Source organism: Variovorax sp. CAN15 (genome assembly GCF_030462475.1).
Classification (GTDB): domain Bacteria; phylum Pseudomonadota; class Gammaproteobacteria; order Burkholderiales; family Burkholderiaceae_C; genus Variovorax.
Genome location: NZ_JASMRZ010000022.1, coordinates 40,850 through 66,850 on the forward strand (window position 1 = coordinate 40,850; position 26,001 = coordinate 66,850).

Annotated in this window: 29 protein-coding genes; 12 read left to right on the plus strand and 17 right to left on the minus strand. The window is 65.6% G+C overall.

The genetic code is table 11. From position 1 onward, the window contains the following. Positions 1–26 precede the first annotated feature (26 nt). Positions 27–1,022 (plus strand): Bug family tripartite tricarboxylate transporter substrate binding protein, encoded by a 996-nt coding sequence (locus QMO14_RS16065; protein WP_301508300.1) that lies wholly within the window; start codon positions 27–29, stop codon positions 1,020–1,022. Positions 1,023–1,155: 133 nt separating this feature from the next. On the opposite strand, the gene QMO14_RS16070 is transcribed toward QMO14_RS16065, so the two are convergent. Then, entirely contained in the window at positions 1,156–1,632 is a 477-nt protein-coding gene (locus QMO14_RS16070; protein ID WP_301508301.1) for a molybdenum cofactor biosynthesis protein MoaE, read from the minus strand. A gap of 270 nt (positions 1,633–1,902) precedes the next feature. Here QMO14_RS16070 and dapA point away from each other — a divergent pair, with 270 nt between their 5' ends. Beyond that, positions 1,903–2,796 carry a 4-hydroxy-tetrahydrodipicolinate synthase gene (gene dapA / locus QMO14_RS16075; protein ID WP_301508302.1) on the plus strand — a complete coding sequence of 298 codons (894 nt, stop codon included), beginning with the start codon at positions 1,903–1,905 and terminating at the stop codon, positions 2,794–2,796. Here the strand turns inward: dapA and moaD are convergent. The 7 genes from moaD to QMO14_RS16110 are packed head-to-tail and all read right to left on the minus strand — an operon-like array spanning position 2,783 to position 9,944. After that, a complete protein-coding gene (moaD, locus tag QMO14_RS16080; protein WP_301508303.1) occupies positions 2,783–3,034 on the minus strand; it encodes a molybdopterin converting factor subunit 1 in 252 nt (83 codons plus the stop codon). The genes dapA and moaD overlap by 14 nt on opposite strands. Beyond that, positions 3,031–4,326: a gephyrin-like molybdotransferase Glp gene (gene glp, locus QMO14_RS16085; protein ID WP_301508304.1), complete on the minus strand. Its 1,296-nt coding sequence runs from the start codon at positions 4,324–4,326 to the stop codon at positions 3,031–3,033. The genes moaD and glp overlap by 4 nt, the downstream gene beginning before the upstream one ends. Further along, entirely contained in the window at positions 4,319–4,864 is a 546-nt protein-coding gene (gene mobB / locus QMO14_RS16090) for a molybdopterin-guanine dinucleotide biosynthesis protein B (RefSeq protein WP_301508305.1), read from the minus strand. The genes glp and mobB overlap by 8 nt, the downstream gene beginning before the upstream one ends. 18 nt (positions 4,865–4,882) lie before the next feature. Then, complete coding sequence (thrC, locus tag QMO14_RS16095) at positions 4,883–6,298, minus strand: threonine synthase (protein WP_301508306.1); 1,416 nt, start codon at positions 6,296–6,298, stop codon at positions 4,883–4,885. Positions 6,299–6,319: 21 nt separating this feature from the next. Further along, complete coding sequence (locus QMO14_RS16100) at positions 6,320–7,642, minus strand: homoserine dehydrogenase (protein ID WP_301508307.1); 1,323 nt, start codon at positions 7,640–7,642, stop codon at positions 6,320–6,322. A gap of 23 nt (positions 7,643–7,665) precedes the next feature. Further along, positions 7,666–8,715: a DUF1176 domain-containing protein gene (locus QMO14_RS16105; protein ID WP_301508308.1), complete on the minus strand. Its 1,050-nt coding sequence runs from the start codon at positions 8,713–8,715 to the stop codon at positions 7,666–7,668. Then, the gene (locus tag QMO14_RS16110; RefSeq protein WP_301508309.1) at positions 8,712–9,944 is read right to left on the minus strand and encodes a pyridoxal phosphate-dependent aminotransferase; all 1,233 of its coding nucleotides are present in this window, start codon (positions 9,942–9,944) and stop codon (positions 8,712–8,714) included. Before QMO14_RS16110 ends, QMO14_RS16105 begins: the two co-directional genes overlap by 4 nt. Positions 9,945–10,054: 110 nt before the next feature. Between QMO14_RS16110 and QMO14_RS16115 the strand changes: the two genes are divergently transcribed. The 8 genes from QMO14_RS16115 (at position 10,055) to QMO14_RS16150 (ending at position 15,728) form a co-directional block, all read left to right on the plus strand. Continuing rightward, complete coding sequence (locus QMO14_RS16115; protein ID WP_301508310.1) at positions 10,055–10,438, plus strand: Mth938-like domain-containing protein; 384 nt, start codon at positions 10,055–10,057, stop codon at positions 10,436–10,438. A gap of 149 nt (positions 10,439–10,587) precedes the next feature. Further along, entirely contained in the window at positions 10,588–11,064 is a 477-nt protein-coding gene (locus QMO14_RS16120) for a peroxiredoxin (RefSeq protein ID WP_019655927.1), read from the plus strand. A gap of 210 nt (positions 11,065–11,274) precedes the next feature. Further along, positions 11,275–13,050 (plus strand): PhoH family protein, encoded by a 1,776-nt coding sequence (locus QMO14_RS16125; RefSeq protein WP_301508311.1) that lies wholly within the window; start codon positions 11,275–11,277, stop codon positions 13,048–13,050. Positions 13,051–13,205: 155 nt separating this feature from the next. Next, positions 13,206–13,577, plus strand: coding sequence for a VOC family protein (locus QMO14_RS16130; RefSeq protein ID WP_301508312.1), 372 nt, complete (start codon positions 13,206–13,208; stop codon positions 13,575–13,577). 6 nt (positions 13,578–13,583) lie between these two features. Then, complete coding sequence (locus tag QMO14_RS16135) at positions 13,584–14,033, plus strand: EVE domain-containing protein (RefSeq protein ID WP_301508313.1); 450 nt, start codon at positions 13,584–13,586, stop codon at positions 14,031–14,033. An 11-nt stretch (positions 14,034–14,044) separates the two neighbouring features. Beyond that, entirely contained in the window at positions 14,045–14,494 is a 450-nt protein-coding gene (locus QMO14_RS16140; protein WP_301508314.1) for a GyrI-like domain-containing protein, read from the plus strand. Beyond that, the gene (locus QMO14_RS16145; RefSeq protein WP_301508315.1) at positions 14,491–14,961 is read left to right on the plus strand and encodes an MGMT family protein; all 471 of its coding nucleotides are present in this window, start codon (positions 14,491–14,493) and stop codon (positions 14,959–14,961) included. Before QMO14_RS16140 ends, QMO14_RS16145 begins: the two co-directional genes overlap by 4 nt. Next, complete coding sequence (locus QMO14_RS16150; protein WP_301508316.1) at positions 14,961–15,728, plus strand: YafY family protein; 768 nt, start codon at positions 14,961–14,963, stop codon at positions 15,726–15,728. The genes QMO14_RS16145 and QMO14_RS16150 overlap by 1 nt, the downstream gene beginning before the upstream one ends. A gap of 27 nt (positions 15,729–15,755) precedes the next feature. Here QMO14_RS16150 and dnaB read toward each other — a convergent pair whose 3' ends face one another. The 7 genes from dnaB to ppsA form a co-directional block, all read right to left on the minus strand. Continuing rightward, a complete protein-coding gene (dnaB, locus tag QMO14_RS16155; RefSeq protein ID WP_301508317.1) occupies positions 15,756–17,162 on the minus strand; it encodes a replicative DNA helicase in 1,407 nt (468 codons plus the stop codon). A 176-nt stretch (positions 17,163–17,338) separates the two neighbouring features. Next, complete coding sequence (rplI, locus tag QMO14_RS16160; RefSeq protein ID WP_176666988.1) at positions 17,339–17,791, minus strand: 50S ribosomal protein L9; 453 nt, start codon at positions 17,789–17,791, stop codon at positions 17,339–17,341. Positions 17,792–17,803: 12 nt separating this feature from the next. Then, the gene (rpsR, locus tag QMO14_RS16165) at positions 17,804–18,085 is read right to left on the minus strand and encodes a 30S ribosomal protein S18 (protein WP_007830781.1); all 282 of its coding nucleotides are present in this window, start codon (positions 18,083–18,085) and stop codon (positions 17,804–17,806) included. A gap of 21 nt (positions 18,086–18,106) precedes the next feature. Continuing rightward, complete coding sequence (gene priB, locus QMO14_RS16170) at positions 18,107–18,421, minus strand: primosomal replication protein N (protein WP_093203337.1); 315 nt, start codon at positions 18,419–18,421, stop codon at positions 18,107–18,109. A 4-nt stretch (positions 18,422–18,425) separates the two neighbouring features. Then, a complete protein-coding gene (gene rpsF / locus QMO14_RS16175; protein ID WP_019655917.1) occupies positions 18,426–18,800 on the minus strand; it encodes a 30S ribosomal protein S6 in 375 nt (124 codons plus the stop codon). Between the two features lie 115 nt (positions 18,801–18,915). Continuing rightward, positions 18,916–19,374 (minus strand): hypothetical protein, encoded by a 459-nt coding sequence (locus tag QMO14_RS16180; RefSeq protein WP_301508325.1) that lies wholly within the window; start codon positions 19,372–19,374, stop codon positions 18,916–18,918. Between the two features lie 135 nt (positions 19,375–19,509). Next, a complete protein-coding gene (gene ppsA / locus QMO14_RS16185) occupies positions 19,510–21,903 on the minus strand; it encodes a phosphoenolpyruvate synthase (protein WP_301508326.1) in 2,394 nt (797 codons plus the stop codon). Positions 21,904–22,086: 183 nt separating this feature from the next. Here ppsA and QMO14_RS16190 point away from each other — a divergent pair, with 183 nt between their 5' ends. After that, complete coding sequence (locus QMO14_RS16190; RefSeq protein WP_301508339.1) at positions 22,087–22,908, plus strand: pyruvate, water dikinase regulatory protein; 822 nt, start codon at positions 22,087–22,089, stop codon at positions 22,906–22,908. 38 nt (positions 22,909–22,946) lie between these two features. On the opposite strand, the gene ahpF is transcribed toward QMO14_RS16190, so the two are convergent. Together ahpF and ahpC are read right to left on the minus strand one after the other, a co-directional pair. Then, positions 22,947–24,503 (minus strand): alkyl hydroperoxide reductase subunit F, encoded by a 1,557-nt coding sequence (gene ahpF / locus QMO14_RS16195; RefSeq protein ID WP_301508327.1) that lies wholly within the window; start codon positions 24,501–24,503, stop codon positions 22,947–22,949. A gap of 89 nt (positions 24,504–24,592) precedes the next feature. Beyond that, complete coding sequence (gene ahpC, locus QMO14_RS16200) at positions 24,593–25,156, minus strand: alkyl hydroperoxide reductase subunit C (RefSeq protein WP_007830764.1); 564 nt, start codon at positions 25,154–25,156, stop codon at positions 24,593–24,595. A gap of 261 nt (positions 25,157–25,417) precedes the next feature. On the opposite strand from ahpC, the gene bfr reads away from it, so the two are divergent. After that, positions 25,418–25,894: a bacterioferritin gene (bfr, locus tag QMO14_RS16205; protein WP_126025887.1), complete on the plus strand. Its 477-nt coding sequence runs from the start codon at positions 25,418–25,420 to the stop codon at positions 25,892–25,894. Positions 25,895–26,001 lie beyond the last annotated feature (107 nt).

Consider the following 26,001-nt stretch of genomic DNA (forward strand, 5'->3'; position numbering starts at 1 on the left):
TTTCTCTCTCTCGAATGGAGTCGATCATGGTTTTTTCAATGCGGCGCGTTCAACCGGTGCGCCGGGCGATCAGCGTGGGCCTCTTTCTAGCCGCCATGGGCCTGTCCGGCCTTGCGCAGGCGCAAAGCGGCACCCCCATCCGCCTGCTGGTGGGCTTCCCCGCCGGCGCCGGCAGCGACGCCATTGCACGCACGCTGGGCGAAAAGCTCAAGGACGTGCTGGGCGTGCCGGTGGTGGTCGAGAACCGCGCCGGCGCGGGCGGGCAGATCGCGGCGACGGTGCTGAAGTCTTCGCCGGCCGACGGCCACACGCTGTTCCTGTCGCACGACCACACCATCTCGATCCTGCCGCAGGTGGTGAAGAACCCGGGCTTCAACCCGGCCACCGACTTCGTGCCCGTGGCCGGCTTCGCCACGTTCGCCAACGTGCTGGCGGTGTCGGGCGGCACGCCGGCCAAGAGCATCGACGAGTACGTGAAGTGGGTCCGCACGCAGAAGGGCGGCAAGGAGACCATCGGCATCCCGGCGCCGGCCTCGATCCCCGAGTTCCTCGTGAAAATGATCTCGGACAAGTACAAGATCGACGTGCAGCCCGCCCCCTACCGCGGCAGCGCGCCCATGACGGCCGACATGCTGGGCAACCAGATCACCGCGGGCATCGCTTCGGTGCCGGACTTCATCGAGAACCACAAGGCCGGCAAGCTGCGCATCGTGGCCTCCATCGGCGCCAAGCGCCAGGCCGTGATCCCGAACGTGCCGACCTTCACCGAACTGGGCTTCGCGAACCTGGACGACCTGCCCTACTACGGCATCTTCGCGCCGGTGGGCACGCCGCAGCCCATCATCGACAAGTACGGCGACGCGCTGCAGAAGGTGCTGGCCATGCCCGACGTGAAGCAGAAGCTCACGACGATGGGGCTGACGGTGGGCTACGAGCCGCAGGGCCAATTCGCGGGCCGCGTGCGCACCTATACCCAGACCTGGGAAAAGATCATTCAATCGAGCGGCTTCAAGCCACTCTGAAGTCTTGCTCCCTCTCCCCTCGGGGAGAGGGCTGGGGTGAGGGCCCGCGGCCTTCACAAGAACGTGCGGTCGAACGAGCGCTGCCGCCCTCGCCCCAACCCTCTGCCCGAGGGGAGAGGGAACAAGAGGCAGATCAGGCGTTCGGGGCGCTTATGCCCCAGCGCGCCAGGGCCGCGTCGTCGGCCACGCGCGCATCGACCCAGCGGGCGCCTTCGGGCGTCTGCTCCTTCTTCCAGAAGGGCGCCTGGGTCTTGAGGTAGTCCATCAGGAACTCGCAGGCCTCGAAGCTCTGGCCTCGGTGCGCCGACACCACCGCCACCATCATGATCTGGTCTTCCGGCTGCAGCAGGCCCACGCGGTGGATCACGCGTGCACCGAGGATGTCGAAGCGCCTGTGCGCCTCGTCGATCATGGCCTCGATGGCTTTCTCGGTCATGCCGGGGTAGTGCTCCAGCTCCATCGACGAAACGCTGCTGCCGTCGTTGCGGTCGCGCACCGTGCCTACGAAGCTGCAGACGGCACCCACGCGTTTGTCGCCGACACGCAACGCGGCGACTTCCCGCGAGAGGTCGAAATCGTTCGTCTGGATCGAAACACGGGCAAGGCTCATGTCCGAATTGTGTCATCGCGATAGACTCTGCCGATGCCCTGCCTTGCCACGCCCACGCTCTTCCCGGTGCCTTCGCGCCTCGAAGACCGCCGCGCTGGCCAAAGCAGCAGCAACGACAAAGCCAAAAAACCAAAGCTCGTCTGACCGGAGCCGAGGTTCCGTCGTCGGATGAGCGACGGAACCTGCAGAAGGCTTTTGGCCCCTCACTGGGTTGCGCGCGCATCGGACGATGGTTCTTTCCATAGGTCGATTCCTGAAAGGAAGCCCCGCGTGCCTCAACAACAAGACCCAACCACCCCCGATTTTTCCGGCTTCTGGGTGGCCCTCGTCACCCCGTTGCGCGATGGCGCCGTGGACCACGCCGCGCTTGCCGCGCTGGTCCGCCGGCTCGCGAACGACGGCGTGACAGGCTTCGTGCCCTGCGGCTCCACCGGCGAGGCCGCCGCGCTCGACGAGGCCGAGCAACTGGCCGTGCTGGACACCGTGCTGGAAGCCGCAGGCGGCCTGCCGGTCGTGATGGGCATTTCCGGCTACCACCTCGGCAAGGCCACGGCATGGGCACGCAAGCTCTCCGAACGCCCGCTGGCAGGCCTGCTTGTATCCGCGCCGTACTACGTGCGCCCCTCGCAGGCCGGCCTGCTCGAATGGTTCCGCGCCATCGCCGACGCCAGCTCGGTGCCCGTGCTGGTGTACGACATTCCCTACCGCACCGGCGTCACCATCACCCGCGAGACGCTGCTGGCGCTGGCCGCGCATCCCCGCATACGCGGCATCAAGGACTGCGGCGGCGACATGGCCAAGACGCGCGCGGTGATCGCCGACGGCCGGCTGCAAGTACTGACGGGCGAAGACCACCAGATCTTCGGCACCATGGCCGAAGGCGGCGCGGGCGCCATCGCGGCCAGCGGCAACGTGCAGACGCGCCGCTTCGTGCGCCTGGTACGCCTGCTGTCGGAAAACCGCCTGGCCGAGGCGCGCGCCGAATGGCAGCCGCTGCAACCGTTGGTGGAAATGCTCTTCGCCGAGCCCAACCCCGGCCCGCTGAAGGCGCTGCTGGCCCACAAGGGCGAGATGGCCGACGAACTGCGCTCGCCGATGACCCGGGCCTGCGACAGCCTGCGCGAGCGCCTCGTGGCGCTTGACGCCCGCCTCAACCGCCCGTGACGGGCGGGAAGAAGGCGACCTCGCAGCCTTCCCGCAGGGCCGCGGCTTCGTCGCTCATGGCCTGGTCGAGCGCCATGCGCACCGCCTTGCCGCGCGCGAGCGCGGTGGCGTAGGCGCCGCCCCTGGCGATGAGCTCGTCGCGCAGGGCCGACAGCGTCTCGGCTCGCGTCTCGACGGCTTCGCCGCTGCGGGAAAGCGCCTCGCGCACCGAGGCGAAATAACGGACCTGGACTTTCATGCGGCCCAGCCCAGCAGCGATGCGAAGGGAATGAAGTCGACGAGCTCGCCCGACTTGATCGTCTTGCCCGCCGGGTTGTCGACCACGCCGTCGCCCCAGACCATCGAGGTGAGCACACCCGAGCTCTGGTTGGCGAACAGGTCGAGGCCGCCGGCCGGGCTGCGCCTCACGCGCAGGAACTCGCGTCGCTTGTCGGCGCGCGGCCAGTCGAAATCGGCGCGCATCTTCACCGCCTCGGGCGCCACGCGCGCGGCGCCCTGCAGCGTCAGCAGGAAGGGCCGCACCAGCATCAGGAAGGTGAGGAAGCTCGATACCGGGTTGCCCGGCAGCCCCGTCACATGGCAGGCGCCCTGCCCGCTGCTGCGCGCGATGGAGCCGTAGGCGAAGGGCTTGCCGGGCTTCATGGAAAGCGACCACAGCTGCAGCTCGCCCAGCGACTGCAGCGCCGCGCGGATGTGGTCTTCCTCGCCGACGGAAACGCCGCCGGTCGTGATGATCAGGTCGCTCGCCTCGGCCGCGTCGCGCAGCGCGACGATGGTGGCTTCGCGGTTGTCGGGCACGATGCCCAGGTCGTTCACCTCGCAGCCCAGCCGGTGCAGCAAGGCTCGCATGAAGAAACGGTTGGAGTTGTAGATGGCGCCGGGCTTCATCGCGTCGGGTGCGACCTCGCCGGGCATCACCAGTTCGTCGCCGGTGGAGAGCATCGCCACGCGCGGCTTGCGCGCGACCTGCAGGCGGTCGAAGCCGACGCTGGCGGCAAGGCCCAGCGCGGCGGGCGTCAGGCGTTCGCCCTTGCGGAGCACGACGTCGCCGGAGGCCACGTCCTCGCCCGCGCGGCGGATCCACTGGCCGGCCACCGGCACGATGGCGATGCGCACCGAGCCGAGGCAGCCTTCCTGCGGCATGGCTGCTGTGTCTTCCTGCATCACGACGGCGTCGGCGCCCTCGGGAATCTGGGCGCCCGTAAAGATGCGTGCGGCAGTACCTGGCACGAGCGGCGTGCCGACGGTGCCTGCGGGAATGCGCTGCGCCACCTTCAGTTCGGCGCCCGGCGTGGCGCAGTCGGCCACGCGCACGGCGTAGCCGTCCATCGCGCTGTTGTCGCGCGGCGGCACCGTGAGGCCGGAGACGAGGTCCTGCGCCAGCACGCGGCCGTCGGCGTCGAACGTGGCGACGCTTTCGGTAGGCAGCACCGGCTGTGCCTTCGCGAGCAGCACCGCGATCGCCTCGTCCAGCGGCATCAGCGGCGGTCGCGAGGAAGAGGCGGCGAAGGGAACGGGTGAATCAGCCATGGTGATCGGGGTTGTATTCGAAGCGCTCACCACTGTCGACCAACCACTTCGCAATGGCCTCGGCGTCGTTGAGGTCGAAGAGCGGCCGCTCGGTGGGCTGCGGCAGGACGGCCGGCGCATCGGTGGCCACGGCGACGACGAAGGGATCGTCGGGGTACAGCACGGGCCGCACGGGCTCGTCCGCCGCGGGCTCGCGCCAGATCTCGATCTTGAGCACGTCGCTGTGCCGGAATCCCTCGACCAGCACCCAGTCGGCCACCGGGTGGACCTCGGCCAGCAGCTGGTGCACGCTGAGCTCGACCGGGGTCTCGAATTCGCGCATCACGGCCAGGCGCTTGTCGGAGGCGACAACCACCTCGAAGGCGCCTGCCTCGCGGTGGCGGTACGTGTCCTTGCCAGGATGGTCGATGTCGAACTTGTGGTGCGCGTGCTTGACCACCGACACGCGCTGGCCGAGCCGCTTGAGCGCGGGAATGAGCCGCTCGAGCAGCGTGGTCTTGCCCGCGCCCGAATAGCCGGCGAAACCGACGACCTTCATGCGCAGCCCTCGCCTTGGTCAGTCACAGTTTTCTGCGATGTAGGCCTTGACCGCTTCCGCGTCGGCCGGCAGCTTGACGACGCGCTTGGGCAGCGCCTCGATGCCTTCGAACTTCTTCGGCCGCGCGGGCTCTTCGCCAAGCGCCTCGACCAGCGTGGCGGCGAACTTGATGGGCAGCGCGGTTTCGAGCACCACCATCGGCACGCCCGGGGTGAGCTGCTCGCGCGCGGCCTTGAGGCCGTCGGCGGTGTGCGGATCGACCAGCGTGGCGAAGCGCTTTTCAGTGTCGCGAATGGTGGCCAGGCGGTCGGCGTGCGTGCTGCGGCCGCTGCGGAAGCCGAAGCGTCCGGCAGCCTGCGCGAATGCCGGGTCGGCGCTCAGGTCGAAGCTGCCATTCAGGCCCAGGTCGTCCACGAACAGCTTGCGCAGCCTGGCGGGGTCACGCCCTACCAGATCGAACACGAAGCGCTCGAAGTTGCTGGCCTTGCTGATGTCCATCGACGGGCTGGAGGTCTCGTGCGTGTCGACGGCTGCGCGCACGCGGTACACGCCGGTGCGGAAGAACTCGTCGAGCACGTCGTTCTCGTTGGTGGCGACCACCAGCGTGTGGATCGGCAGGCCCATCATGCGCGCCACGTGGCCCGCGCAGACGTTGCCGAAGTTGCCCGAGGGCACGGTGAAGCTCACCGGCTTGTCGTCGCCCGCGGTGGCCTGGAAGTAGCCCGCGAAGTAGTAGACGACTTGCGCCAGCAGGCGCGCCCAGTTGATCGAGTTGACCGTGCCGATGCGGTACTTGCGCTTGAAGCCCAGGTCGTTCGACACCGCCTTGACGATGTCTTGGCAGTCGTCGAACACGCCGGTGATGGCGATGTTGTGGATGTTCTCGTCCTGCAGGCTGAACATCTGCGCCTGCTGGAACGGACTCATGCGGCCGTCGGGCGAGGTCATGAAGACACGCACGCCCTTCTTGCCGCGCATGGCGTACTCGGCCGCGCTGCCGGTGTCGCCGCTGGTGGCGCCCAGGATGTTGAGCTCCGAACCGCGGCGGGCCAGCTCGTACTCGAACAGGTTGCCCAGCAGCTGCATCGCCATGTCCTTGAAGGCCAGCGTGGGGCCGTTGGACAGGGCTTCGAGGTACACGCCGTCTTCCAGCTCGCGCAGCGGCACGATCTCGTCGGTGCCGAATACTTCGGCCGTATAGGTCTTCGCGCAGATCGCCTTCAGGTCGGCCGGCGGAATGTCGTCGATGTAGAGCGAGAGGATCTCGAAGGCCAGCTCGGCGTACGGCAGCTTGCGCCACTTGGCGAGCGTGGCGGCGTCAACCTGCGGGTATTGCTCGGGCAGGTAGAGGCCGCCATCGGGCGCGAGGCCCTCGAGCAGGATTTCGCAGAAGCGCTTGCGGTCGGGGTGGCCGCGGGTGCTCAGGTAGTTCACGTTATTCCTCTTGCGCCGTCCTCAGGACAGCTCTTCCTTGCGGATGCGCACGATCGGTTCCAGCACGGTCGGCAGCGCCTGCAGTTCGGCCAGCACGTCGTTGACGGTGCCTTCGCGCGCGTCGTGCGTGAGGATGATCAGGTCGGTCTGCGTGGAACCTTCGCCGCCCACTTCGTCGGCTTCGCGCTGCAGCACGGCGTCGATGCTGATGCCGGCGGTGGCCAGCAGGCCCGTCACCTTGGCGAGCACGCCGGCCTGGTCGGCCACGCGCAGGCGCAGGTAGTAGCTGGTGACGACTTCCGACATCGGCAGCACCTGCAGGTCGCTCATCGCGTCGGGGTGGAAGGCCAGGTGCGGCACGCGGTGCGCGGCGTCAGCGGTGTGCAGGCGGGTGATGTCGACCAGGTCGGCGATCACCGCGCTGGCGGTCGGCTCGCTGCCGGCGCCCTTGCCGTAGTAGAGCGTGGTGCCCACGGCGTCGCCGTGCACTACCACCGCGTTCATCGCGCCTTCGACGTTCGCCAGCAGGCGCTTCGACGGCACCAGCGAGGGATGCACGCGCAGCTCGATGCCCTTGGCGGTGCGCTTGGTCACGCCCAGCAGCTTGATTCGGTAGCCCAGCTGTTCGGCGTACTTGATGTCCTGCGCGGCCAGCCTGGTGATGCCCTCGATGTGGGCCTTGTCGAACTGCACCGGAATGCCGAAGGCGATGGCGCTCATCAGCGTGACCTTGTGGCCGGCATCCACGCCCTCGATGTCGAAGGTCGGATCGGCTTCTGCATAGCCCAGGCGCTGCGCTTCCTTGAGCACGGTCGCGAAGTCCAGGCCCTTGTCGCGCATCTCCGAGAGGATGAAGTTGGTGGTGCCGTTGATGATGCCGGCCAGCCACTGGATGCTGTTGGCCGTGAGGCCTTCGCGCAGCGCCTTGATGATCGGGATGCCGCCGGCCACCGCGGCTTCGAAGGCCACCATCACGCCCTTGGCGTGCGCGGCCGCGAAGATCTCGGTGCCATGCACCGCGAGCAGCGCCTTGTTGGCCGTGACCACGTGCTTGCCGGCCGCGATGGCTTCGAGCACCAGTTGCTTCGCAACGCCGTAGCCGCCGATGAGCTCGATGACGATGTCGATCTCGGGGTTGGCGATGACTTCGCGCGCATCGCTGACCACCTTGACGCCCTCGCCGGCCACTTCGCGGGCGCGGGCGGTATCGAGGTCGGCCACCATGGTGATCTCGATGCCGCGGCCGGCGCGGCGCTTGATTTCTTCCTGGTTGCGCTGGAGCACCTTGAAGGTGCCGCTGCCGACCGTGCCTGCCCCGAGCAGGCCTACTTGGATGGGTTTCATTGGGAGAGTCGCACTCATGGCGTTCATGGTTTGGATGGGATGGCGGACGGCTCGGAAAGCTCCACGCGGGTGACATAGCGCGGCAGGCTCCAGGCACCGCCCGCAAAACCGCGGCACATGCCGTCGCCCGCGGCGGCGGTGCGCACGAAGTCCTTGCCGTCGAAGCTCCAGGTCTCGCTCGACCAGCAATCGCCGACGCCGCGGCCCTTCATGGAGGAAGTGACGCTGGCGTCCTTCTCGTCGAAATCGCCATTCGCTTCGATGGCGATGGGCGCGTAGGGCGGCTTGTCGTTGGCGATCCAGAGCAGGCTGGAGTAGTTGTAGGCGCCCATGCCACAGCCGAAGGACAGCAGCACCTTGCGATCGCTCAGGCGCGTGACGCTCAGCGACTTGGCGTTGAAGTCGTCGTGGTTGTTGCACTCGTCCTTGACCTCGTCCTGCTTCAGCGACGGGAAGATGCGCCCGGCCAGCGCGTCGTCGCCTGGCCTGGCCTTCGGCGGCACGACCACCTTCACGACCGGTGCCGGCACGGGGGGCGGCACCGAGGACTCGGGCTTGCCGCCGCGGCGCACCAGCGCGCCCGGCGTGCCGACGCGGCCCTGGACCTCGTCCATCTTCAGCAGCACGGCATTGAGGCCGGAGAGCGAAAGAACCCACTTCTGCCCGCCGCGGTCCGAGAGCGTGGCGTCGTCGTTCCTCAGCAGCTCCGGGAGCACGACGCGGACCTGCTCCTGGTCGAGGCTGGCGGAGCCGTCCTTGAGGCCGGACAAGGCGGCCTTGCCGACCTTGAAGCGCAGCGGCCCCTTGGCGGGGGCCTCGCCGCTGGTCTGGAGCTCGATCTCGATGGATGTGCCCGGGCCAGCCTTGCGCGTGATGAGCATCGACACCGGCTCCGTGATGTCCGCACCTTCGGACTGGTAGCCGGCGGCACGGCAGGTGCGGGTGTTGTCGCAGGCCAGCTCCCAGTCGTTGTGCGAGAACGAGACGCCCTCCCTGCCGGCCGCACCTGCGGCACCAGCGAAGAACGCGGCGAACGACAGCGCCGCGGCGGCAGCGATGCGGACAGAGTTCATTGGCGCGACTTGCGGCGCAGTCGGTACTGCTCCAGGAACCTGGCGATGCGGTTGATGGCTTCGCGCAGGTCGTCCTCGTGGGGCAGGAACACGATGCGGAAGTGGTCGGGCGTGGCCCAGTTGAAGCCGGTACCCTGCACCAGCATCACGCGGGTTTCCTTCAGCAGCTCGAGGAAGAACTGGCGGTCGTCCTCGATCGGATAGACCTCCGGATCGAGCTTGGGGAACATGTAGAGCGCGGCGCTCGGCTTGACGCAGCTCACGCCCGGGATGGCGGTGATCAGTTCGTAGGCCAGGTCGCGCTGGCGGCGCAGGCGCCCGCCCTCGCACACGAGGTCGTTGATGCTCTGGTAGCCGCCCAGCGCTGTCTGGATGGCCCACTGGCCCGGCACGTTGGCGCACAGGCGCATGTTCGAGAGCATGTTCAGGCCCTCGATGTAGTCCTGCGCGCTGCGCTTGTCGCCCGAAACCACCAGCCAGCCGGCGCGGTAGCCGCACGAGCGGTAGCTCTTGGACAGCGAGTTGAAGGTCAGCGTGAGCACGTCGGTCGACAGGCTGGCGATGGCGGTGTGCTTCACGCCGTCGTACAGCACCTTGTCGTAGACCTCGTCGGCGAAGATCACGAGGCCGTGCTCACGCGCGATGGCCACGATGCTCCTGAGCAGGTCGTCGGAATACAGCGCGCCGGTCGGGTTGTTCGGGTTGATGACCACGATGCCCTTGGTGCGCGGCGTGATCTTGGCGCGGATGTCGTCGAGGTTGGGCATCCAGCCGTTGGCCTCGTCGCACAGGTAGTGCACCGGCGTGCCGCCCGACAGGCTCGTGGAAGCGGTCCACAGCGGGTAGTCAGGGGCCGGCAGCAGCAGCTCGTCGCCGTCGTTGAGCAGTGCGTTGGTGGACATGGCGATCAGCTCGCTGGCGCCGTTGCCGAGGTAGATGTCGTCGAGGGTGACGCCGGCAATGCCCTGCTTCTGCGTCTCGTGCATCACCGCCTTGCGTGCCGCGAAGACGCCCTTGCTGTCCGAATAGCCGGCTGAGGTGGGCAGGTTGCGGATCATGTCCTGCTGGATTTCCTCGGGAGCATCGAAACCGAACACGGCCAGGTTGCCGATGTTGAGCTTGATGATCTTCTGGCCGTCCTCTTCCATCTGCTTGGCGGCGTCCATGATGGGACCGCGGATGTCATAGAGGACGTTGGCCAGCTTGGCCGATTTCTTGAGCTGCTTCAAAGGGCCCTCCCGGGCGCGGGTTAGAGTTTGCTTACGCGGAATCAAAGGCCCTTGCGAGCCCCGTGGCACTAGGGAAAACCTATAATTTGACCACAGTTCCCAGTGCCCAGATGAAGCTCCAGCCCGACAAATCAGACGCTCAGTCTCTCACCGCGCACGGTCCCGGCTGGGTGGCGATCAACAACGAAAAAGTCGAGGGCAGCGTAGTGGTCGGCTCGCGCGGCGAGCGCTTCGAATGGAATTGTTCGAGCTTCGACCAGATCGGCCCCGAACATTTCGCGCAATTGGCCTCGCTGGGCGCCGAATTGATCATCTTCGGCAGCGGAAACCGAATCCGCTTCCCCCAACCAGCCTGGCTGAAGCCGCTGATGGCCCAGCGCACCGGCGTCGAGACCATGGACACCGCGGCAGCCTGCCGGACCTACAACATCCTGGCCGGCGAAGGCCGGCACGTGATCGCCGCCCTCCTTGTGGAGAGTCCCGTGGGTGGCTGATGGGGGTGTTTTCGGGGTAAAATGCCGGGTTGCGAACAGGCCGGCTACCCCAAAGTTAGCAACGACCAATCCTCCACTCTTTGAGCAAGCCCGGTGCGAAACGGGGCGAGAGGGCTCAGGAGCGGAATCTAACGGAGAAAACAAGTTTCATGGCGATCGTTGTCAACAAACCCATTCCTGAATTCGACGCCAACGCCACGGGCGGCATCAAGGTCTCGAACACCTCGCATCTCGGCCACGTGCTGGTCATGTATTTTTACCCGAAAGATAACACTCCGGGCTGCACCACCGAAGCGATGCAGTTCCGCGATCGTTACAAGGATTTCGAAAAAGCCGGCGCCACGGTCTTCGGCGTATCCCGCGACAACATGAAGTCGCACGACGAATTCAAGGCTAAGCTCGAGCTGCCCTTCGAACTCATCGCCGACACCGAAGAAAAGATGTGCCACATGTTCGGCGTGGTCAAGAACAAGATCATGTACGGCAAGAAGGTCAAGGGCATCGAGCGCAGCACCTTCCTGATCGGCGCCGACGGCATCCTGAAGGCGGAGTGGCGCGGGCTCAAGGTTCCCGGCCATGTCGACGACGTGCTCAAGGCCGTCAAGGCGCTCAAGAAGGCGGCCTGAAAGCCTCCCTGCGAGCCGCCAAGCGCTTTTTCTGCCTGGCGTGGGAAATGCCCAACGTGGTGCGTAAAGAGCTCCTGGCGCATCCTCCGCGGTGTGCATAATGGCCTCATGCCGTTGAGCTCCACGACCGCATCCTCCGAACAAAGCCGCCTTGGTCTTCAGGCGGCTTTTTCGTTTTCTGGTTCCCACTTCCTGCGAGCGATCTGACACATGCCTCTGCCCCCCGCCCCCACGAAACGCGCCGCACTGCTCTCACCGGACGCACTCGATGCGCCCGCCCGGTCCTCGCACCGGGGCTCGCGCCGTTCCGGCGATTCGCGTGCCGACGAAGCTGCAGCGCGCAGCCCGCAACCGCTTGAATTGTTCGACAGCCTCGGCACCGAAGGCGCTGGCGGTGGTGCCGCCGCGCGTCCGGCACGCCGGACCAAATCCAAAGCCGCGCCTGCCCCCGTGAGCACACCTCAGCCGCAGGCACTCATCCAGGTCGAAACCAGGGTGCCGGCGGCGGAGCCCGCCGCGGCTCAGGTTGCAGCGCCACAGCCGCCCGCGCGCGCCAAGCGCAGCAAGTCCACAGGCCCGGCCAAGCTGTTCGTGCTCGACACGAACGTGCTGCTGCACGACCCGATGTGCCTGTTCCGCTTCGAGGAGCACGACATCTTCCTGCCGATGATCGTGCTGGAGGAGCTCGATGGCCACAAGAAGGGCACGACCGAAGTCGCCCGCAACGGCCGCCAGACCAGCCGCACGCTCGACGCGCTGGCCGCCGCCCAGGATGCCGACATCGACAAGGGCCTGAAGCTCGACACCACCGGCCACCGCGAGGCCGGCGGCCGGCTGTTCTTCCAGACCGCCCCGCTCGACTACTCGCTGCCGATCAGCCTGCCCCAGGGCAAGGCCGACAACCAGATCCTCGGCGTGGTGCACGCGCTGCGCGACGAATACGCCAAGGACCGCCCGGGCCGCCCCAGGCAGGAAGTCGTGCTGGTGTCCAAGGACATCAACATGCGCGTCAAGGCGCGCGCGCTCGGCCTGGCCGCAGACGACTACCAGAACGACAAGACGCTGGAAGACGGCGACCTGCTCTACGCCGGCTCGCTCGCCCTGCCCGCCGACTTCTGGACGCGTCAAAGCAAGACCGTCGAAAGCTGGCAAAGCGGCAGCAACACCTTCTACCGGATCAGCGGTCCGCTGGTGCCCAACCTGTACATCAACCAGTTCGTCTTCTTCGAGGCGCCCGGCGAACCTAGCATGTACGCCCGCGTCACCGAGATCCGCGACAAGACCGCGGTGCTCAAGACGCTCAAGGACTACAGCTCGGGCAAGAACGCGGTCTGGGGCGTCAACACGCGCAACCGCGAGCAGAACTTCGCGATGAACCTGCTGATGGACCCGGAGATCGACTTCGTCACGCTGACCGGCACCGCCGGCACCGGCAAGACCCTGATGGCACTGGCCTCCGGCCTCACGCAGGTACTCGACGACCGCCGCTACACCGAGATCATCATGACCCGCGCCACCGTGAGCGTCGGTGAAGACATCGGCTTCCTGCCCGGCACCGAAGAGGAAAAGATGGGCCCCTGGATGGGCGCACTCGACGACAACCTCGAGTTCCTGGCCAAGGGCGACGGCGGCGGCGCCGGCGAGTGGGGCCGCGCGGCTACCAACGAGCTGATCCGCAGCCGCATCAAGGTCAAGAGCATGAATTTCATGCGCGGGCGCACCTTCCTCAACAAGTACGTGATCATCGACGAGGCCCAGAACCTCACACCCAAGCAGATGAAGACGCTGATCACCCGCGCCGGCCCCGGCACGAAGATCATCTGCATGGGCAACCTCGCTCAGATCGACACGCCGTACCTGACTGAAGGCTCCTCGGGCCTGACCTTCGCGGTCGACAAGTTCAAGGGCTGGCCGCACGGCGGACACATCACGCTGGCGCGCGGAGAACGCTCGCGCCTGGCCGATTTCGCCAGCGACGTGCTCTGAATCCCCGGGGCGGCGCCCCGACAAGCCCGCGCATGCTCCCAGAGCAGCGCGGGCTTTTTTTCGTCCGTGGTGACAGGCTCCTGACAAGACGCTGTCAGTAGGCCGCCAGCACCATCCGGGCTCCTTCCAACGCAACGAAAGAAAGAGAGCCCCGTATGCAAAACGCCATCACATGGTTCGAGATCCCGGTCGCCGACATCGATCGCGCTCAAGCCTTCTACGAAACCGTGCTCGCCCGCAAGCTGCGCCGCGAGGACTTCGGCGGCGAGACGCTGGCCATCTTCCCGCACGACAAGCCCGGCACCGGCGGCGCCCTGCAGGCCGGCGCCAATGGCAGCGCGCGCGCCGGCACGGGCATCCGCATCTACCTCGACTGCGGCCCCGGCATCGACGCCGTGCTCGCCCGAATCGAAGCCGCCGGCGGGCAGATCGCCTCGCCCAAGGCGGCGCTGCCGCCGGGCATGGGTTTCATCGCCCATCTGCGCGACACCGAGGGCAACGAAGTCGGCCTGCACTCGCTGGAGTGATTTGTCATGACGCAGCGCAACTGGATCGCCGTGGCCAGCGCCGAACATGCGCGGCGCGGGCGCGACAACCGGCCCCTTGGCTTCATGCAGGTCGGCCACGACAAGCACGCGCCGCTCAAGCGGCTTTCAGCGGGCGACCGCGTGGCCTACTATTCGCCGGCCACGGTGTTCGGCGGCACGGACAAGCTGCAGAGCTTCGTGTCGATCGGCGTCGTGCAGCCGGGCGAGCCCTACGAATTCGACATGGGCAACGGTTTCGTGCCATGGCGGCGCGACGTGGTCTACGCTGCCGGGCACGAGGCGCCGATCGCCCCGCTGATCGAACGGCTGGCCTTCATCGAGAACCCCAAGCAGTGGGGCTACAAGTTCCGCTTCGGCATGTTCGACGTCAGCGATGCCGACATGCAACTGATCGCCCTGGCCATGAAGGCCGACCTGAAAACACTATCGTTCTGAGGAGAAATCACGTGGAACCAGTTCGCCAGCACCAGGATGCATTCCGCGTCTCGGGCCTCACGATCCGTACCACCAACCGCGAGGAGAGCGATCCGGCCACGGCCCGCATCGGCAAGCTGTGGGACCGCTTCTTCGGCGAGGAAACCTATGCGTCGACGCCGGAACGCACCAGTGATGCCCGCATCTTCAGCCTCTATTCGGCCTACGAGTCGGACGCGCATGGCGCCTTCGACGTGACGGCGGGCGTCGCCGTCTCGGGCGGCGAAGGCAGCCTTGCGGTGGAGGCCGGCGATTACCTGGTCTTCAACGGCCAGGGCCAGATGCCGCAGATGGTGATCGCCACCTGGGAACGCATCTGGCAGTATTTCGAAGCGCATCCCGGGATTGCGCGCCGCTATCGCAGCGACTTCGAAGCCTACGAAGGACCGGACAAGGTGGCGATCCACATCGGAGTTTCATGAGCACCACGAAGAAGAGCTGGCGCGATCGCCTGGCCAGCTACCCTCACCTGCCGAGCGTCAAGGAGATTCCCGCCGCCATGCGCCCCCGGCATGGCGAGGGAACCATCGCCACGCCCTCGCCGCAGGAGGTGGAAGCCGCGATGCGCAGCATTCCCGAGGGACGCCTGGCAACGGTGATGGGCATTGGCGAGGACATCGCGCTGCGCCATGAGGCCACCATCGGCTGCACGGTGACGACGGCGATCTTCGCGCACATGGTCGCGCACGCCGCCGAGGAAGGGCCGAAGACGCAGGACGCGGCGCCGTGGTGGCGCACCCTCAAGGTCGACGGCGAACTCAACGCCAAGTACCCCGGCGGCATCGAGGCCCAGATGTCGAAGCTCGAAGCCGAAGGCCACACGGTCGTGCAGCGCGGCAAGCGCTATTTCGTCGAAGACTTCGCGAAGAAGCTCACCGGAACCCGCTGATGCGCCGCGCCGACCGCCTCTTCCAACTCGTGCAGCTCATCCGCGGACGCCGGCTGACCACGGCCGCGTTCCTGGCGCAACGCCTCGAGGTGTCGGAGCGCACGGTGTACCGGGACATCGCCGACCTGCAGCACCAGGGCGTCCCCATCGAGGGCGAAGCCGGCGTGGGCTACCGGCTGGGCGCGGGCTTCGAACTGCCGCCGCTGATGTTCACGCAGGACGAGGCCGCGGCGCTGGTGGCCGCGGCGCGGCTCGCGCAGAGCTGGGTCGATCCGGCACTGGCGCGCGACATCGAGACCGGGCTGGGCAAGATCCTCTCGGTGCTTCCGCCCGCGGCGCGCGTCTCGGCCGAGGCGCTGGCGCTATATGCGCCCGGCTTGGGCCTGGACGACACCCTGCGCGCGCGGCTGCAGACGCTGCGCGAAGCCACGCAGTCGCACAACAAGCTGCGGCTGCACTACCGCGACGTCTCGGGCGACGCCAGCGAGCGCACGGTGCGGCCGCTGGGCTGCTTCTATTGGGGCAAGGTCTGGACGCTCTCGACATGGTGCGAACTGCGAGACGACTTCCGGGGCTTCCGGCTGGATCGCATGGACGCGATCGAGGTGCTGCCCGATCGCTTCCGCGACGAAGCGGGCAAGACGCTGGCCGACCTGCTGCGGCAGGTCAACGCCGAGACGGCGCAAGGCAAGGTGGTGCCGCACAAGCCGGGTGGCCAGCCGTCGTGGTCCGGCAGAAATGGCAACGACTGCAGCAACGCGGGCTGACCAACGCCCTTCTTCGGCGCCGCCGGATCAGTACTCGTCGTTGTTGCTGTAGCCGACCAGGTTCTCGAACTTGGTGAGCGGCTTCAGGAAGGCCAGCTTGACGGTGCCTGTCGGGCCGTTACGGTGCTTGCTGATGATTACCTCGGCCACGCCCGGCTCCTTCGACTCCTTGTTGTAGTAGTCGTCGCGGTAGATGAACATGATGATGTCCGCGTCCTGCTCGATGGCGCCGGATTCGCGCAAGTCGCTCATCATGGGACGCTTGTCGGTACGGCTTTCCACGCCCCGGCTTAGCTGCGAGAGCGCGATCACCGGGCACTTCAGCTCCTTGGCCAGCATCTTCAGGCCACGCGAGATTTCACCCACGGCCGTGGCGCGGTTCTCGTCGCCCGAGGTGCTGGTCGACATGAGCTGCAGGTAGTCGACCACGATCAGGCCGAGCCGTCCGTATTGCCGCGCCAAACGGCGGGCATTGGCGCGCAGTTCGCTCGAGGAAAGGCCCGGCGTCTCGTCGATGTGCAGCGACACCGTGCGCAGCTTCTCGATGGCTTCGGTAAGCCGCGGCCACTCCTCGTCGGTGAGCTTGCCGGTGCGCAGGTGACCCTGGTCGATGCGGCCGATGGAGCCCACGATACGCACCGCCAACTGGGCGGCGCCCATTTCCATGGAGAACACGGCCACCGGCAGGCCTTCGTCGAGCGCCACGTGCTCGGCGATGTTGATCGCGAGCGAGGTCTTGCCCATCGAGGGGCGCGCGGCCAGCACGATCATGTCGCCCGGCTGCAGGCCCGAGGTCATCTTGTCGAAGTCGTTGAAGCCGGTGCGAACGCCCGTGATGTCGTTCGGGTTCTCGGCCATCTCGGTCACGCGGTCGAGCAGGTCGACCACCAGGGCATCCATGCTCTGGAAGCCCTGCTTCATCCGCGTGCCTTCTTCGCCGATGTTGAAGATCTTCTGCTCGGCCTCGTCGAGGATCTTGTCGACCGGCTTGCCCTGCGGGTTGAAGGCGTTGGTCGCGATCTCGTCGCTGGCGGAAACCAGTTTGCGCAGGATGGAGCGCTCGCGCACGATCTCGGCGTAGCGGCGGATGTTGCTCGCACTGGGCACGTACTGCGCCAGCGAGTTCAGGTACACCAGCCCGCCGATCTCGTCGGCCTTGCCGAGGTGCTGCAACTGCTCATAGACGGTGATCACGTCCGCCGGCTTGCTCGCGTTGATCAGCCCGCCGATGGCCGCGTAGATCAGTTTGTGTTCGTGGCGATAGAAGTCGCCATCGACCAGCAGGTCACCCATGCGGTCCCAGGCCCCGTTGTCGAGCAGCAGGCCGCCGAGCACGCTGGATTCGGCCTCGATGGAGTGAGGCGGAATGCGCAGTTGGGCGACTTGGCGGTCGGCCGACGGATCGTTGTCGGCATAGGAGAAAACGGCGGACATGGGAGCTTAAAAGTTAACGAGGCATGCTACGCGCGCCGCGACCATGGCGCCACGCATAACACTGTGCATGTGCTGTGCAAAACCCTGTGGACAGTCGCTGAACAAACCTGGGGAACTGGGAAACAAAAAAGCCGCCCGAAGGCGGCTTGTTTCAACGCACGAGGCGCTGTGAACGATCAGGCGGTTTCGCCGTAGACCGTCACGGTGATGTCGACCACCACGTCGGTGTGCAGGGCCACGCTCACGGTGCTGTCGCCGACGATCTTGATCGGACCGTTGGGCAGGCGCACTTGCGACTTGGCAACCTTGTAGCCTTGCTTGCCCAGTTCTTCAGCGATGTCGCCGTTGGTGACCGAGCCGAACAGACGGCCGTCGACGCCAGCCTTCTGCGTCAACTTGATGGTCGTGCCACCGAGCTTTTCGCCTTGAGCTTGCGATTCGGCCAGCTTGGCGGCAGCAGCCTTTTCGAGTTCGGCGCGCTTGGCTTCGAATTCGGCCTTGTTGGCGGCGGTGGCGCGGCGTGCGCGGCCCGTCGGGATCAGGAAGTTGCGTGCGTAGCCGTCCTTGACCTTGACGATGTCGCCCAGGGCGCCGACGTTGACAACCTTGTCCAGAAGAATGATTTGCATGTTCTCGACTCCTTAGACGCGGTGCTGGTCGCTGTACGGCACCATGGCCAGGAAGCGTGCGCGCTTGATGGCGGTGTTCAGCTGGCGCTGGTAGATCGCGCGGGTGCCGGTCAGGCGGGCGGGGATGATCTTGCCGTTTTCGCTGATGAAGTCACGCAGCGTGTCGATGTCCTTGTAGTCGATTTCCTCGACGCCAGCGACGGTGAAGCGGCAGAAGCGCTTGCGCTTGAACAGCAGCGACTGGGTGTTGCGCTTCGGGCGCTTGTCTTTGTTGAATTTCTTGAACGTGGCCATTTGAGGACCTCTTGTCGAAAATTAATCTTGCTGAAAATCCTGGATGTGCAGGACCGGATGCTTGCCGTTGCCCGGTGTCGCGAGGAAGCCCTGAAAACGCCAGAGACTTCCCATCGACTGTCTTGCGAGCCGCTCGGCGATGGCGCCGAAGGCAACGGCCTTGAGGGCCGTCTTCACCTGCCTGGGCTTTCCTGCCTCCTGGAGCGTCGACTCGTGTTCGAGCTTCAGGTCGATGGCGGGCAAGCCGGCTGGCGTGAATCGCAGGGTTCCGAGTTCGGCAACGGAGGCGGTCAGCAGAAGCTGGTTGACGCCGGTTGCCGCAGCGGCGGCAGTCACGCCATCAGTTGTTGTTGGCGGCGTATTCGGCCTGCTGGGCCTTGCGAGCTTCTTCGCGCTCGACCGTCTTCATCATCGACGAAGGACCGGTTTCGGCCTTCTTCTTCTGGACGGTCAGGTGACGCAGAACGGCGTCGTTGAACTTGAACGCGTGTTCGAGTTCGCCCATCACGGTCTGCTCAGCTTCGATGTTGACGCACAGGTAGTGGGCCTTGTTGAGCTTGTTGATCTGGTAGGCCAGCTGACGGCGGCCCCAGTCTTCGACGCGGTGGACCTTGCCGCCGCCGGCCGTGATCAGGCCCTTGTAGCGCTCCAGCATGGCCGGAACTTGTTCGCTCTGATCCGGGTGGATCAGCAAAATGATTTCGTAGTGACGCATGGCACTCCTTGTGGATTCTTCCGAGGAAGAGGAAAAGCCACCTGCAGCGTCGGGCGCAGTGTGGCAAGGCAAAGCCGGCGATTATAGCCCTCCCCGCCGCGATCCGGCAAGACTCTCAGTCGTTGAGCGCCTTGTCGAGCGCGGCGGCCTTCTCGTCGCCGACGGCGGCGCGGATCTTCGGGGCCAGCGCCAGCAGGTCTTCGTAGCTCGTCGTGCCCTCGACCTGCAAGTTGAGCCGGAAGCCTTTCAGGCCGAGGCTGCCGGTCAGTTGGGTCGCGATGGGATAGGCGTCCTTGTAGCGCTGCTGCCTGCTGCGCCCGGAAGAGCCCTGGGCAGGCGCGGCGGCAGCCGGCGCTTCAGCGGGAGGTGCCGCGCTGCCCGCCGCAGGCTCCAGCACGCCCAGCGCGACCATCTGGTCGATGTCTTGGCGCACGATCCCCATGCCGGCGGCCAGCACGTCATCGACCGAACGCTTGCCGTCGAACAGGATGAAGGCCGAGCGCTGGCGTGGCGACAGCGGGATCGAGCGGTCTTTCAGGGCCTGGTGGCCTGCTTCTGTCTTGACGAGGATCATGGTGGTCTTCCCTTCCGGGATACGCCCGTGAGTCCCGCGAGTCTGGCATCAAATACGCAATTTGTTTCAATCACACTCCCGGGTCGCGGGAATCCCCCCATGGGGATTTCCGCAATTCAGGAGCCTCGCCCGGCCTCAGCGCCTGGCGAGCTGCTGCCAGGTGTCGATCACGCTGTCGGGGTTCAGCGAGATCGATTCGATGCCCTGCTCCGCCAGCCACAGCGCGAAATCAGGATGGTCGCTGGGGCCCTGGCCGCAGATGCCGACGTACTTGCCCTGCGCCTTGCAGGCCTTGATGGCGCGGCTCAGCAGCGCCTTGACGGCCGGGTCGCGCTCGTCGAAGTCGGCGGCCAGCAGCTCGAGGCCCGAGTCGCGGTCCAGGCCCAGGGTGAGCTGGGTCAGGTCGTTCGAGCCGATCGAGAAGCCGTCGAAATACTCGAGGAACTCGTCGGCCAGCACGGCGTTGCTCGGCACCTCGCACATCATGATCAGCTTGAGCTCGTTCTCGCCGCGCTTCAGGCCGTGCTCGGCCAGCAGGCCGGTCACGCGCTCGGCCTGGCCCAGGGTGCGCACGAAGGGCACCATGATCTGCACGTTGGTCAGGCCCATGTCGTTGCGCACGCGCTTGAGCGCCTCGCATTCCATGGCGAAGGCCTCGCCGAAGTCGGCGCTCAGGTAGCGCGCGGCGCCGCGGAAGCCCAGCATCGGGTTCTCTTCCTCGGGCTCGTAGCGGCTGCCGCCGATCAGCTTGCGGTACTCGTTCGACTTGAAGTCCGACAGTCGCACGATGACCTTCTTGGGCCAGAAAGCCGCCGCGATGGTCGCGATGCCCTCGGCCACCTTGTCGACGTAGAAGGCGCGCGGCGATGCATGGCCGCGCGCCACCGACTCGACGGCCTTCTTCAGGTCGTTGTCGACGTTCGGGTAGTCGAGGATCGCCTTCGGGTGCACGCCGATGTTGTTGTTGATGATGAACTCGAGGCGAGCCAGGCCCACGCCGTGGTTCGGCAGCTGCGCGAAGTCGAAGGCGAGCTGGGGGTTGCCCACGTTCATCATCAGCTGGATATCGATCTCGGGCATCACGCCGCGCTGCACCTCGGTCACCTCGGTTTCGAGCAGGCCGTCGTAGATGAAGCCGGTGTCGCCCTCGGCGCAGCTCACCGTGACCAGCGTGCCGTCCTTCAGCAGGTCGGTGGCGTCGCCGCAGCCGACGACGGCCGGAATGCCCAGTTCGCGCGCAATGATGGCCGCGTGGCAGGTGCGCCCGCCGCGGTTGGTGACGATGGCCGAAGCGCGCTTCATCACCGGTTCCCAGTTGGGGTCGGTCATGTCGGTGACGAGCACATCGCCGGCCTGCACCTGGTCCATCTCGCTGATGCTGTGCACCAGCCGCACGGGGCCGGTGCCGATCTTCTGGCCGATGGCGCGGCCTTCGGCCAGCACCGCGCCCTTGCCCAGCAGCTTGTAGCGCTGCTCGGCCTTGCCCTGCTGCTGGCTCTTCACCGTCTCGGGGCGGGCCTGCAGGATGTAGAGCTGGCCGTCGGTGCCGTCCTTGCCCCACTCGATGTCCATCGGGCGGCCGTAGTGCTCTTCGATCACCAGCGCGTACCTGGCGAGCTGCTCGACCTCGGTATCGGTCAGCGAGTAGCGGTTGCGCTGCTCGGCCTTGACGTCGGTGGTCTTCACCAGCTTGCCGCTCGCCTTCTTCTCCTCGGGCGTGGCGAACTCCATCTGGATCAGCTTGGAGCCGAGGTTGCGGCGGATCACGGCCTTCTTGCCGGCCTTCAGGGTCGGCTTGTGCACGTAGAACTCGTCGGGGTTCACGGCGCCCTGCACCACCGTCTCGCCCAGGCCGTAGCTGGAGGTGATGAAGACCACGTCCTCGAAGCCCGATTCGGTGTCGATGGTGAACATCACGCCGGCGGCGCCGAGGTCGGAGCGCACCATGCGCTGCACGCCGGCCGACAGCGCGACCACGTCGTGCTCGAAGCCCTTGTGCACGCGGTAGCTGATGGCGCGGTCGTTGTAGAGGGAGGCGAACACCTCCTTCATCTTGTGCAGCACGTCGTCGATGCCGACCACGTTCAGGAAAGTTTCCTGCTGGCCCGCGAAGGAAGCGTCGGGCAGGTCTTCCGCGGTGGCGGAAGAACGCACGGCGAACGATGCGGACGGGTTGCCGGCGCTCAGCGTGGCGAAGGCTTCGGTGATGGCCTTCTGCAGGTCGGCCGGGAACGGCTGGGCCTCGACCATGCCGCGGATCTCGGCACCGGCGGCGGCCAGCGCGCGCACGTCGTCGACGTTCAGGGCGGCCAGGCGCTTGCTGATCTTGTCGGCCAGGCCGTCGTGGGCCAGGAACTGGCGGAATGCATGCGCCGTGGTCGCGAAACCGGTGGGCACCCGCACGCCCTGCGGCAGCTGCGAGATCATTTCGCCGAGGCTGGCGTTCTTGCCGCCAACCGCCTCGACGTCGGTCATTCTCAGGTTTTCAAACGGTACGACCAGGGCGGTCGCGTCGAAAAGTGCAGACATGGGAAAGCTCCAGAAGTTGAAACCGGTGCCGCATGCAGACGGCGCGGCACGATCGTTGTCGTTGCTTTGGGTGCGGGCGCGGTGTGCATGGAGAGAATTGGGCTGGGAAGGCAGATTCCCGATAATGGCCCGGATTGTAGGCGGGGCAAGGTTGCCCGCGCCGCAGGACAAGGCCGCATGACTATTCCTTCACGCACCGTTTTCTTCATTTCCGACGGCACCGGCATCACCGCCGAGACCTTCGGCAATGCCGTTCTGGCCCAGTTCGAGATGAAGCCGCGCCACGTGCGGCTGCCCTTCACCGACACGGTCGACAAGGCGCACCAGGCGGTGCGGCAGATAAACCACACCGCCGAGATAGAAGGCGCCCGGCCCATCGTTTTCACCACGCTGGCCAACATGGACGTGCTGGAAGTGATCGAAACCGGCTGCAAGGGCATGCTGCTGGACATGTTCGGCACCTTCGTGCGCCCCCTGGAAATCGAACTGGCCGTGAAGTCGAACCACCGCATCGGCCGCTTCAGCGACGTCAGCAAGAGCAAGGAATACAACGACCGCATCGCCGCGATCGACTTCAGCCTGCAGCACGACGACGGCCAGAGCAACCGCGACCTCGAGGGCGCCGACGTGATCCTGGTGGGCGTGAGCCGCAGCGGCAAGACGCCGACTTCGCTCTACCTGGCGATGCAGCACGGCCTGAAGGCAGCCAACTACCCGCTGATTCCGGAAGATTTCGACCGCCGCCAGCTCCCGCCGGCCCTGATTCCGCATCGCAAGAAGATCTTCGGCCTGACCATCCAGCCCGAGCGGCTCAGCGAGATCCGCAACGAGCGCCGGCCCAATTCGCGCTATGCCAGCATCGAGAACTGCCGCCACGAGGTGGCCGAGGCCGAGGCGATGATGCGGCGCGCGGGCATCCGATGGCTCTCGACCACCACCAAGTCGATCGAGGAGATAGCCACCACGATCCTGCAGGAGCTGCGGCCGGAGCGGCTGATCTACTGAGCGCTATCTTTTTTGCGTTTTGCTCGGCCGACGGCGGCTTACGCGGGAGCCGATGTGCGGATCAGGTGATCGAACGCACCCAGCGCAGCCTTCGCGCCATCGCCGGCCGCGATGATGATCTGCTTGAACGGCACGGTGGTCGCATCGCCCGCCGCGAACACGCCCGGCACGGAGGTCTGGCCGCGGGCGTCGACGATGATCTCGCCGTGCTTCGACAGCTCGACCGTGCCCTTGAGCCAGTCGGTGTTGGGCACCAGTCCGATCTGGATGAACACGCCTTCGAGCTCGACCTTCTTCAGCTCGCCCGTCGCGCGATCCTTGAAGACGAGGCCGTTGACCTTCTGGTCGCCGGTGATCTCGGTGGTCTGCGCGTTGGTGAAGATGTCGACGTTCTTCAGGCTCTTGAGCTTGCGCTGCAGCACGGCGTCGGCGCGCAGTTGCGTGTCGAACTCGATCAGCGTGACGTGCCCCACGATGCCGGCCAGATCGATCGCCGCTTCGACGCCCGAGTTGCCGCCACCGATGACAGCAACGCGCTTGCCCTTGAACAGCGGGCCGTCGCAGTGCGGGCAGTAAGCCACGCCCTTGTTCTTGAACTCGTGCTCGCCCGGCACGTTGATGTTGCGCCAGCGCGCGCCGGTCGAAATGATGACCGTCTTGCTCTTGAGCGAGGCGCCGCTTTCGAGTTGCACCTCGATCAGGTCGCTGCCCGGCACCAGTGCCTTGGCGCGCTGCAGGTTCATGATGTCGACGTCGTAGTCGCGCACATGCTCCTCGAGGGCATGGGCGAACTTCGGTCCTTCGGTTTCCTTGATCGAGATAAAGTTCTCGATGCCCATGGTGTCGAGCACTTGGCCGCCGAAACGCTCGGAGGCCACGCCGGTGCGGATGCCCTTGCGCGCTGCGTACACGGCGGCTGCGGCGCCAGCTGGGCCGCCGCCGACGATCAGCACGTCGAATGCTTCCTTGCCGGCAATCTTCTTCGCTTCGCGCTCGACGCCGCTGTTGTCGATCTTGGCGAGAATTTCTTCCAGGCTCATGCGGCCCTGGCCGAACTCGGTCCCGTTCAGGAACACGGTGGGCACGGCCATGATCTGGCGTTCCTTGACTTCGTCCTGGAAGGTGCCGCCTTCGATCATGGTGGCGCGGATGCGCGGGTTCTGCACCGCCATCAGGTTCAGCGCCTGGACCACATCGGGGCAGTTGTGGCAAGTGAGCGAGACATAGATTTCGAACTCGAAATCGCCGTCGAGCGCCTTGATCTGGTCGAGCACGGCCTGCTCGACCTTCGGGGGATAGCCGCCGATCTGCAGCAGCGCAAGGATCAGCGAAGTGAATTCATGACCCATGGGCAGGCCGGCAAAGCGCGGGCCGTGGTTCTCGCTCGGACGATTGATCGAGAACGAGGGCTTGCGGTGGTTGTCGTCGCGGCTTTCGGTCAGCTTGACCAGCGGGGACGATTCAGCCACGTCCTTCAGCAGCGACAACACTTCGCCCGAGGCCTTGCTGTCGTCGAGCGAGGCGACGATCTCGATCGGCTGCGTGGCACGTTCGAGGTAACTCTTCAATTGGGCTTTGGTGTTTGCGTCGAGCATGAGGGACTCTCTTTCGATAACTGGAAACTATCAACTGGGGACAAAAAAACCCGGGGCCTCTTGAGCGCCCGGGCTTTCGCGCGGGGCGCTTAGATCTTGCCGACGAGGTCGAACGACGGAGCGATCGTCTTGTCGCCTTCGTTCCACTTGGCCGGGCACACTTCGTTCGGGTGAGCGGCGGTGTAGACGGCTGCCTTGAGCTTGCGCAGGGTTTCCTTGACGTCGCGAGCGATTTCGTTGGAGTGCACTTCGGCGGTCTTGATGATGCCTTCAGGGTTGATCACGAAGGTGCCGCGCAGTGCCAAGCCTTCTTCGGGAATGTGCACGCCGAAAGCGTTGGTCAGCGTGTGGGTCGGGTCGCCCACCAGCGGGAACTTGGCCTTGCCGACGGCCGGCGAAGTGTCGTGCCAGACCTTGTGCGAGAAGTGCGTGTCGGTGGTCACGATGTAGACCTCGGCGCCCAGCTTCTGGAACTCGGGGTAGTTGTCGGCCGCGTCTTCGACTTCGGTCGGGCAGTTGAAGGTGAATGCCGCCGGCATGAAGATCAGCACGGACCACTTGCCCTTGAGCGTCTCGTCGGACACATCGATGAACTTGCCGTTGAGGTAGGCCTGGGTCTTGAAGGGCTGGACTTGGGTGTTGATCAGGGACATGTTGATTCCTTGGGTGCTGCGAGTGAACAAAGATAAGGGCGAGCCATGAGTATAACTACCAATCGACCAATATTCATAGCCATCATCTATTAAAAGTATTGGGACTCGCTATGTTTTCGATGGCTGCGAAATACGTTTGACACATCATCAATACGAACGTGTATCACCATCACACGCATGCAGACCGGCACAGCATGGGATTGCTTGCAAGCACTCCTTTTCGCCTCTGACAATCGCGGCTTTCAGAACAAGGAAAAAACCATGAAGGGCGACGCAAAAGTCATCGAACACCTGCAGGCTCAGCTCAAGAACGAGCTGACCGCGATCAACCAGTACTTCCTGCACTACCGGATGCTCAAGCACTGGGGCCTGGACAAGCTGGCGAAGAAGGAATACGAAGAATCGATCGGCGAGATGAAGCATGCCGACAAGCTCATGGACCGCATCTTCATGCTCGACGGCCTGCCGAACCTGCAGGACCTGGGCAAGCTGAACATCGGTGAAGACGTGCCCGAACTGCTGCGCTGCGACCTCGGCGCCGAGACCGGCGCGCAGGCCACCATCAAGGACGGCATCGCGCATTGCGAATCGGTGCGCGACTATGTCTCGCGCGACCTGCTCCAGGAGATCCTGGACGACACCGAGGAGCACATCGACTTCCTCGAGACGCAGATCGACCTGATCGACAAGGTCGGCCTGCAGAACTACCTGCAGTCGCAGATGGGCGAGCTGGAATAAGGCCGGCTTCGCGACCAACAGCCAAACGGGACTTCGGTCCCGTTTTTTATTGCTTTACGTAACTTAACCCGCCACGAATAACAGTCATTCTCATTCGCGCGGATAGA